The organism is Microcystis sp. M109S1, from assembly GCF_020247025.1.
GTDB lineage: Bacteria > Cyanobacteriota > Cyanobacteriia > Cyanobacteriales > Microcystaceae > Microcystis.
This window is the reverse complement of the sequence record NZ_JADBRW010000391.1, coordinates 1-9,368: the sequence shown is the minus strand read 5'-3', so window position 1 is coordinate 9,368 and position 9,368 is coordinate 1. Positions and strand designations below refer to the sequence as shown.

The 9,368-nt window shown below is 44.6% G+C and carries 6 protein-coding genes and 3 pseudogenes; 2 read left to right on the top strand and 7 right to left on the bottom strand.

Translation table 11 applies throughout. The features are described from left to right. Nucleotides 1-120, bottom strand: a pseudogene (locus IM322_RS19345) (RNA-guided endonuclease TnpB family protein); the annotation flags it as partial. Nucleotides 121-236: 116 nt separating this feature from the next. Beyond that, complete coding sequence (locus IM322_RS19340) at nucleotides 237-986, bottom strand: SIMPL domain-containing protein (protein WP_002796620.1); 750 nt, start codon at nucleotides 984-986, stop codon at nucleotides 237-239. A 361-nt stretch (nucleotides 987-1,347) separates the two neighbouring features. Here IM322_RS19340 and IM322_RS19335 point away from each other — a divergent pair. Then, nucleotides 1,348-1,713 (top strand): annotated as a pseudogene (locus IM322_RS19335) (transposase family protein); the annotation flags it as partial. An 8-nt stretch (nucleotides 1,714-1,721) separates the two neighbouring features. On the opposite strand, the pseudogene IM322_RS19330 reads toward IM322_RS19335, so the two are convergent. Continuing rightward, nucleotides 1,722-1,971, bottom strand: a pseudogene (locus IM322_RS19330) (transposase); the annotation flags it as partial. A gap of 124 nt (nucleotides 1,972-2,095) precedes the next feature. Next, nucleotides 2,096-2,302, bottom strand: coding sequence for a hypothetical protein (locus IM322_RS19325; RefSeq protein ID WP_287672838.1), 207 nt, complete (start codon nucleotides 2,300-2,302; stop codon nucleotides 2,096-2,098). 244 nt (nucleotides 2,303-2,546) lie between these two features. Between IM322_RS19325 and IM322_RS19320 the strand changes: the two genes are divergently transcribed. Then, complete coding sequence (locus tag IM322_RS19320) at nucleotides 2,547-2,666, top strand: type II toxin-antitoxin system Phd/YefM family antitoxin (protein WP_002777099.1); 120 nt, start codon at nucleotides 2,547-2,549, stop codon at nucleotides 2,664-2,666. Nucleotides 2,667-2,829: 163 nt separating this feature from the next. Here the strand turns inward: IM322_RS19320 and IM322_RS19315 are convergent, their stop codons facing one another. The 3 genes from IM322_RS19315 to IM322_RS19305 all read right to left on the bottom strand — a co-directional run bounded on the left by IM322_RS19315 (nucleotide 2,830) and on the right by IM322_RS19305 (nucleotide 9,240). After that, a complete protein-coding gene (locus IM322_RS19315) occupies nucleotides 2,830-4,131 on the bottom strand; it encodes a Swt1 family HEPN domain-containing protein (RefSeq protein WP_287713306.1) in 1,302 nt (433 codons plus the stop codon). A 94-nt stretch (nucleotides 4,132-4,225) separates the two neighbouring features. Next, nucleotides 4,226-8,800 (bottom strand): glutamate synthase large subunit, encoded by a 4,575-nt coding sequence (gene gltB / locus IM322_RS19310; RefSeq protein ID WP_287672842.1) that lies wholly within the window; start codon nucleotides 8,798-8,800, stop codon nucleotides 4,226-4,228. A gap of 209 nt (nucleotides 8,801-9,009) precedes the next feature. Continuing rightward, nucleotides 9,010-9,240 carry a DUF5615 family PIN-like protein gene (locus tag IM322_RS19305; RefSeq protein ID WP_287672845.1) on the bottom strand — a complete coding sequence of 77 codons (231 nt, stop codon included), beginning with the start codon at nucleotides 9,238-9,240 and terminating at the stop codon, nucleotides 9,010-9,012. Nucleotides 9,241-9,368: the final 128 nt, after the last annotated feature.

The following is a 9,368-nucleotide window of genomic DNA, read 5'->3' as shown; positions in this document are numbered from 1 at the left end:
TTTTGTATCCATCCATAACCTTACACATTTGTTACGGATGAATTGAGCAGTACGAATAGCATCGTCTATGGCTTGATACTGTTGAGTTTTAGCTTTAACTTTAAACTCTAAGACAAACATTTTACGCAGGGGGTACTTAGACAAAATCAGTATAGCACAATAAAAGTTAAGTTAACAAGCTATAGTTTAAAAAGCCGTCCTAAAAGGACGGGGCTTTAACCCAAAATTTCGGTAATTCACTCGATCCCGAACGTCACCGAAACGACCGCGGTAATATCTTTGTCGATCGAGGAGGTGTCGTAAATTCCCGAATCGCTCACGTCAGTGGAATTGCGCGAGGTGATCTGAAAAACTCCCGTTTTCGCATCGCGCACCCTTCCCACCCGACTGCCGGTACTACTGGCGATCGCTTCGGCTCTGGCTCTCGCATCCTTGGTCGCTGCCGCCACCATTTCCACCCGCAGCTTATCGAGTTGGGTGTAAAGGTATTGGGGGGGTTCAGAGACGAGGCTAATTCCCTCCTCGATCAATTCCGTTACCTGCCTAGAAAGTTCCGTGTAACGGGCCACATCCCCCGCTCGGATCTCGAAGCGTTGGCTGAGGCGATAGGCAAGAATTTGCCCGGTTTCCTGGCCGTTAGCTGTTACTTCGGGAATCGCCATCGTCTCGATCGCGTTGGTGGTGATTGCGTCGTCGGGAACTTGTTTTTCTTTGAGATAAGCTCGTATCCGCTCGGTTTGCCGGATCAGATCGCGGTAGGCTTCGCGGGCGGTGGGTTGTTGACTGGAAACCGATAAACGCCAGAGAATATAATCGGATGTAATCGCCCTTTTTGCCGAACCAGTCACGACAAAAACATCGCTGGCCCGTTTCACCGCTAAGAGGGAGCGCGCCGCTATCCAGGAACTCAAGACGAGAGCGATCGATAGCACCGACAAACCCGCGAATAGCTGCGGGAAACGTCGGAATATAGAACTGTCTTTCATCGTCACTCCTCCTGAAAATTCGACGTTTCTATCCTATGCTAGTAGCGAGCGAGTTGAAATTATTATTTACAAAAATAAATTTTTCTGGCGTCAGGTTGATGCGCTTTGACAGCAAAGATTATTCAGCCCTTACTGGAGCTTTAGCACAATGGTGACTGATTGACACTCCCGTCGCACTAAGCGCTTCGGGATTCTTGGTTCACTGAGTTTCCTTAATCTGACAGGACGTATCCAACATTCACTAGAGGGAATCTCTCCCCCCCCCTTGCCTAGGGCTGTTTCATTCTCCCATCAGAATATCAAAAGTAAAAGCGATCACTGTCTTTGTAAAATGAGAAGTGACCAGCAACCTTTTAAATATATGTTGAGCTTAATAGAAAAACTGAAACAAGTCAAGGACTTTCGGAAAGATAAAGGAAAAAGACACACTTTATGGATAGTATTAGTAGTAATAATACTGGGAACAATGCTAGGATACTTAAGTTATAGAGAGCTAGGAGAGTTTGCTAAAAATAATCGGCACAGGCTCAGTCAAGAATTTAACATAATTCCAGAAAGAGTCCCATCTTATTCAACAATTAGAAGGGTAATGATAGGAATGGAATGGCAGAGTTTGTTAAAAGTGTTTAATGAATGGGCATTAGAAGAATATGGACAAAGAAGTGATATAAATTGGCTAGAAATAGATGGAAAAAGTCTCAAAAACACCCGAGAGAATCCTAACAATGGGCCAATTCAAGTCTGAATTGCATCACTGTCTGATCTACCTTCATAGAATACCTCATTCGGGGTACGATAGTCAAGACATTTTCGAGGACGATTGTTAATCAAGTTTACGGCTCTTTCTACCTGCTCTGGCTTAACAATTTTGAAATTCGTTCCCTTGGGAAAAAATTGTCTTAACAGTCCATTGGTAGGCTCGTTTAATCCCCTCTCCCAAGAATGATAAGGAGTAGCACTCATAAAAATCTGCCCCGATTTTCTGAGGGGCATCTCAGTTTTGCAGAAATACTGAAAACAGGATATAAAGGAAGAAGAAATTGATCAACAGAGGCAAGGACAATGACCGGATTAAATGATGCTGACCGAGAAAAAATCGGAATCGAAGGTTAAAATTCGTTTTCCGTCATGGTATTCCAATCATAGCCGCGTTCTTTGGCTACGATTCTAGCTCTTTCTGCTCCTTCATTAAATACTGGTTCCAACTGTCTCCACTGACTGAGGATGAGAATTTTATAAACTTCCTGTTGCTGTGCTTCGGGGAGTTGTTTGACTAATTCGATCACTTGTTCGTTGCTTAAGGTTAAGTTCGGCATAGGTCAATTCTAGACACCAGCATGATTAATCAGTTTAACACGAGTCCTTAATGGAGAGGGTTTTCGGTTCGCCTATCCCTTCTCTGCGTCGATCAGTTAGAATCGAGAAATTATAACAAATCTGGTTATTTTTGCATGAGTAGAAAACGGGTTTCTCCGAGAAACCCGTTTTCTGTGCGTTACTCAACGGATTTGGTATTATCGGCCTAGAAAGTCCTTTCATCTTCCCGCTTGCCGTAAAATTATGATTGTCTCTCTCCAAGAAGCTCAAGCCAAACTGCCCGAACTGATATACAATCTCAAACTAGGGGAAGAATTGTTAATTACCGATAATAATTTCCCACTGGCAAAATTAAGCCGATGATAAAGAACACTTACAAGACTTCTCGGAGTATCTGCTTTGAAATGTCTAATCGATAGCCATACTCTGCTCTGTTACACACTCAAGGAATCCCGACTCAGTAGCAGCACCCATCAACTTCCTAAAGGGTGGCATAAATCGACTAAATCCTTATCTTGCAAGAGTTCTATTGATTAGTTCGTTCTAGATCGAAAACAATTGACAAAATCGCATCAATGTCCTTCTCTATAAGGGTTTCATCCCTTATAACTCCGTCCATTGCATAGCACAAACCGAAGAACCCGTCAGATGGTGACTTTCTTAATAGATCCATCAATTTTTCGGATGGTAACTTTCTTAATGCATCCATCAATTTTTCGGTTTTCATTCGTCTTAAGTTTAAGCCAGAAGGAGTGATAAGAGAATGGCATGATGGTAACTTTCCTACTAGATCCATCTTTTTGGATGGTGACTTTCTTAATGGATCCATCAATTTTTCGGATGGTAACTTTCCTACTATATCCATCAATTTTTCGATGGGATATTGTCTATCTTCTATAGAATTTGCTTCTTCTTGTATTAATCCTACTTCTTCAGGAGTTAATATCAGTCCTTCAAGTTTCTGCTCCGCGTTCTTGATTGTTTCAATTAAGTCTCGGTGTTTTTCTTCGGCCACACTTAAGTCGTCATTGGTAAAAAGATTATTATGAGCTACTTTGTTTCTGATTTTATACAGTTTCTCCCAATTAGATTGAAAATTTCTGTCTTTAAATGATTCCTTAAAAAACTTATCATAGTTGCTTTTAATTTCTTCTTTTAATTTACGAATTGCCTCGGGAGTTTCTTCAAGCATATCAATTTTTTTAATTAAATCCTCTTTGGTTATACAACCAGATGAAAGCTTGTATATAATCGAACCTAAATCATCAAAATCTATCAGATAGAGTTTATTGTCAATATAGCTTGCAAATTCTTTTTCATTATTTTTTCTGTGATCAACTTTCTTTCTAAAATCTTGGGTGGATCCCGTTGTCCACCAATTCACTCCTATCTTGGTTGTCATGAATTTCGTTATGTAGGCTCTTAAATCGCGTTCCACACGATTAATATAAGGATAAATTTGATCAGCAATCTGTTCAGAAATTTCGTCTTTTACTATATCCAGTTTTTCTAATTTTTGGTCTTTTAAAAATTTTAAAATTGGAATACGTTGAGGTTCTAAACAACCATATTCTCCCTTTACAACAATTGAAAAACCTGTAATACATTTATCTTTGCTGTCTTGATCAGATTTAATTGGATTTACTGTAATTTCTATAAAATTATCCTTGATTTGGCGACTGTTACAACCTATTTGTTGTGTTCCCTTCCAAAATGAATTATTCGAGGCGAGAAGATGGACTAAATTATCAGGAGTTTTGATATGAGATTGATTAGAAGTGTCAAATGCAAAAATTTCAAAGGTGAGAAAATTGTTTTGTGTGTCCATTGGAATGACAGGAGTTAGGTCTATAAACAACATCTAACCTCTATTTTAACTTGTCTATTGAAAAAAAGGGGGTTTATTCAGCCCCCCTTAACCTCTAACTTCCACCGATTCTCGACACATCGCGCGCGTTGGCTTCAAAAGCCGCATCGAGAGCAGAATCGCCGGTTAAACCGGAATCTAACGCCTCTTTAATACACTGCAACATCCGCTTATAATCCTTGGGCATTACTTTAACAAACTTGGGCAACATTTCTGACCAATTTGCTAAAACCAGGGCCGCTTTTTGACTTTGGGTGTAATCAGCATGGCGTTGAATTAACTCGCGTAAATCGTCGATTTCTTCCCCTTCTAGCGCCTCTAAAGCCACCATTTGGGTATTGCAACGAGTGGCGAAATCCCCCGACTCATCGAGGACGTAGGCGACACCACCACTCATTCCGGCGGCGAAATTGCGACCGGTGGGCCCTAAAACAACGACTTTACCCCCCGTCATGTACTCGCAAGCGTGGTCGCCAACGGACTCAACCACCGTAGTCACCCCAGAGTTACGCACCCCAAAACGTTCCCCGGCAACCCCAGAAATATACACCTCACCACTGGTCGCACCGTATAAAGCCACGTTACCGATGATAATATTCTCCTCGGCCGCAAAAGTGGAACCTTTGGGCGGATAAACGATGATTTTGCCACCGCTTAAACCCTTACCCACATAATCATTAGCATCCCCTTCTAACTCCAGTGTCACTCCTTTGGGAACAAAAGCACCGAAACTCTGCCCCGCGCTGCCCTGAAAATGGAGATGTACGGTATCTTCGGGTAAACCCTCCCAGTGACGTTTAGTGATTTCGTTGCCTAAAATCGTCCCCACCACGCGGTTAATATTTTTAATCGGTAGTGTCGCTTTGACTTTTTCGCCTTTTTCAATGGCATCTTTGCATAAATCCAGTAAAACGGTTATATCCAAGGACTTATCTAAACCGTGGTCCTGGGGAATCTGACAATAACGTCCTACCTCTGGCTCTACCTCCGGTTGATAGAGAATCGGAGTTAGGTCAATTCCTTTCGCTTTCCAATGTTCTACAGCCTGTTTCGGCTCTAATACATCAGTTCGCCCCACCATTTCATTTAAGGTGCGGAATCCCAATTCGGCCATAATTTCCCGCACTTCCTGGGCGATAAATTTCATGAAATTCACCGTATATTCGGGATCTCCGATGAAATTCTTCCGTAATAACGGATCCTGGGTCGCTACCCCCGCCGGACAGGTATTAAGATGACAAACCCGCATCATAATACAGCCTAACGTTACCAGTGGCGCGGTCGAAAAACCGAATTCTTCGGCCCCCAATAGGGTTGCTACCACCACATCGCGGCCGGTTTTCATCTGACCATCGGTTTCCACCGCAATGCGACTGCGAAGATTATTTAACACCAATGTTTGATGGGTTTCTGCTAGTCCCAACTCCCAGGGTAAACCCGCGTGTTTAATCGAGGTTTGGGGAGATGCACCGGTCCCACCATCGAAACCAGAGATTAAAACCACGTCTGCGTGAGCTTTAGCGACTCCGGCGGCGATTGTACCGACTCCCACCTCAGAAACCAGTTTTACGCTCACTCTCGCCGCACGATTGGCATTTTTTAGGTCATGAATCAACTCCGCTAGGTCTTCAATGGAGTAGATATCGTGGTGGGGTGGGGGAGAAATTAAACCGACTCCGGGGGTGGAGTGACGGACTTTGGCAATCCAAGGATAGACTTTTTTACCCGGTAATTGACCGCCTTCGCCCGGTTTTGCCCCCTGGGCCATTTTTATCTGCAATTCTCGCGCTTGGGAGAGGTAAAGACTGGTGACACCAAAACGGCCGGAAGCCACCTGTTTAATGGCACTATTTTTCGAGTCTCCCTGTTCATTTGTCCAAGTGTAGCGCTCGGAATCTTCGCCCCCTTCCCCGGTGTTCGACTTGCCACCGATACGATTCATGGCAATAGCGAGGGATTCGTGGGCCTCTTTGGAAATAGACCCGTAACTCATGGCCCCGGTTTTAAAGCGTTTCATAATCGCTTCAATCGGTTCCACTTCTTCGATGGGGATACTTTCCCGGTTTTTAAAAGTTAATAGTCCCCGCAGGGTGAAGAATTTTTGATTTTGTTGGTTGACCAGTTGGGAATACTGCTTAAAGAGGTCGTATTTGCCCAATTTTACCGCTTGTTGCAGGGTATGAATGGTTTCTGGGCTAAAGAGGTGCGCTTCCCCGTCCTTACGCCATTGATATTCACCGCCAATATCGAGGGTATGCACATTAACGTCCCGGTCGGGGAAAGCGTGGCCATGTCTGAGCAGGGATTCTTTGGCAATAATTGCTAAATCGGCCCCTTCAATGCGGGAAGCTGTCCAAGTAAAATAGCGATCGACTACCGATCGATTTAAGCCGATAGCCTCGAATATTTGCGCCCCACGGTAGCTTTGCAGGGTAGAAATGCCAATTTTAGAGGCCACTTTAATTACGCCCTTGGTGGCGGCTTTTATGTAGTTTTTACAGGCGGTCTGGTGGTCAACTCCTACCAATAAACCTTCCTCGATCATACTGCCGAGGGTGGCAAAGGCTAGATAGGGATTAATCGCACCGCAACCATAACCGAGGAGAAGGGCGTAGTGATGCACTTCCCGGGGTTCGCCCGATTCTAAGACAAGGCCGACGCGGGTGCGGGTTCCCTGCCGGATGAGATGATGGTGTAAACCGGCAACGGCCAGCAGTGAGGGAATCGGGGCGTGATTTTTATCGATACCTCGATCGCTTAAAATAATAATGCTCGCGCCTGCTAAAATTGCCTCGTCCACCTCTTGACAAATTGCCTCAATTGTGCTACGCATTCCCTCGACTCCCGAAGTGGGATCGAAGAGAATGGCAATAGTAACGGTTTTAAATTCGCTATTGCCCTGTAAACGAGCTAATTGGGCGTTAGTGAGGATGGGAGAGTTAAGTTTAATCAGGTGAGAGCTTTCTGGCTGCGGATCCAAGAGATTTCTTTCCGCACCGATAGTGGTGATGGGAGAGGTGATAATTTCTTCGCGAATCGAGTCAATCGGGGGGTTAGTGACTTGGGCGAATAACTGCTGAAAGTAATCATAAAGCAGTTTTGGCCGATCGGACAAGACGGCTAGGGGTGTATCGGAACCCATGGAACCCACTGCTTCCACTCCATCCCGGCCCATGGGGGCTAATAAAAGACGTAATTCCTCAAAAGTGTAACCGAAAGCGGTTTGCTGTTGAATTAGGGAAACAGGAGTTTCAGGTGAGGCAGTTTCCACAGCCGGTAAATCATCTAAATTGACTAAATTTTCGTTTAACCACTGGCGATAGGGATGAGCTTTGGCAATACCTTCTTTTATCTCCTCGTCGGCCACGATACGACCTTCTTTCATATCCACAAGGAACATCCGGCCGGGTTGCAGACGACCTTTAAAAGCGACGCGTTCCGGTTCAATGGGTAAAACTCCCGCTTCCGATGCCATAATTACTAGGTCATCCTTGGTGACGTAGTAACGGGAAGGACGTAAACCATTGCGGTCTAACACTGCTCCCATCATCGTACCATCGGTAAAAGCGATCGAGGCCGGACCATCCCAGGGTTCCATCAAACAGGAATGGTATTCATAAAAAGCTTTTTTCTCATCACTCATCGATTCGTGGGCTGCCCAGGGTTCAGGAATCATCATCATGACAGCGTGAGGAAGAGAACGCCCCGATAAAACCATTAATTCTAGGGCATTATCAAAAATTAAGGAGTCACTACCCTCGATATTAATGACTGGCTGGATTTTTTTGATGTCTTCCCCGAACAAGGGTGAGGCAAACATCGACTGACGGGCGTGCATCCAGTTAATATTACCTCGCAGGGTATTAATTTCGCCATTATGGGCAATATAACGGTAGGGGTGGGCGCGTTCCCAACTGGGGAAGGTATTGGTACTAAAACGAGAATGGACTAATCCTAAAGCGCTTTGAAAGTCGGGGTCGTGTAAATCGGGAAAATAGTCCCCCACCTGTACCGGCATTAATTGCCCTTTATAGACAATGGTACGACTAGAAATACTGCAAGGATACCAGTAACGATTAAAGGATTGACGACTGAGGTGGGAACGTTTGCGAATAACGTATAATTTGCGTTCAAAGGCCAGATCATCACTTAAATTGGCATTGCGTTCGATGAAAACCTGTTCGATAAAGGGTTCGGTAGATTTGGCCGAATTGCCCAAACTAGAGTTATCCGTGGGAACATCACGCCAACCGAGAACTTTTAACCCCTCTTCGGCGGCGATTTTCTCGAATTGCTGCCGACCTTTCTGGCGAATTTCGGCATCAGGGGCCGTGTAGAGCATTCCTACCCCGTATTGTCCCGCTGCCGGTAAGGTAAAGCCTAGATTACTGGTCACTTTCCGGAAAAATAGGTCGGGGATTTGGCACAAAATACCCGCTCCATCTCCGGTATTTTTTTCCGCACCGCACGCGCCACGGTGATCGAGGTTTAGTAAAATTGTTAAGGCTTGTTCAACAATATCGTGGGACTTTTTACCCGTTTTATGAACGATAAAACCGACACCACAAGCATCATGTTCGAATTGGGGATCGTATAGTCCTTGTTTCCGTGGAGTTTGATTGTTATTCATTTTGTCTAATAGCCTAGCAGTCTGGAAGGGAATGGCCTAGAGGGTGAGCCAGAGTAGCGATTCTAGGTATATCAATTCTGTATCCAGACTGGACCTTCGGTCTTATATCTTAAGGAAATGTTTCGATGTGACAAGGGTTCCTTTACACCGAATCCAACTTCCGACCATTCTAGAACCTAAAAATGGGTCACGGCGATTTTTCTTGGCGATTAAATATATCGAACTTGGTTTCGCATTTCGTCCGCAGTCACTCGATCAAGAATAACGAGTAAACGGTTCGCCATCTCTCGCGGAGGGCGACGGACGGCGAAAATCACCCCGTAATGGGTTCGATTGGCATCGAAGTAATCGCGAACCAGTTCTTCAAAATCGGTTCGGTTGTGAGTGACTAAGGTTCTTCCCTGACTCACCGCGTGAGCGAGTTGTGCTTTATCGAAAATTTGGGTTAAAACCCCGTCGTTTTACGACGGCTTTAAGCTACAATGGAAAAAGCGATAACCAAGCTAAAAACTGAACCTTGACCACAGATAGTAGGGGGTTTCGTTCAGAAAAGACTTCAAATTCGGCC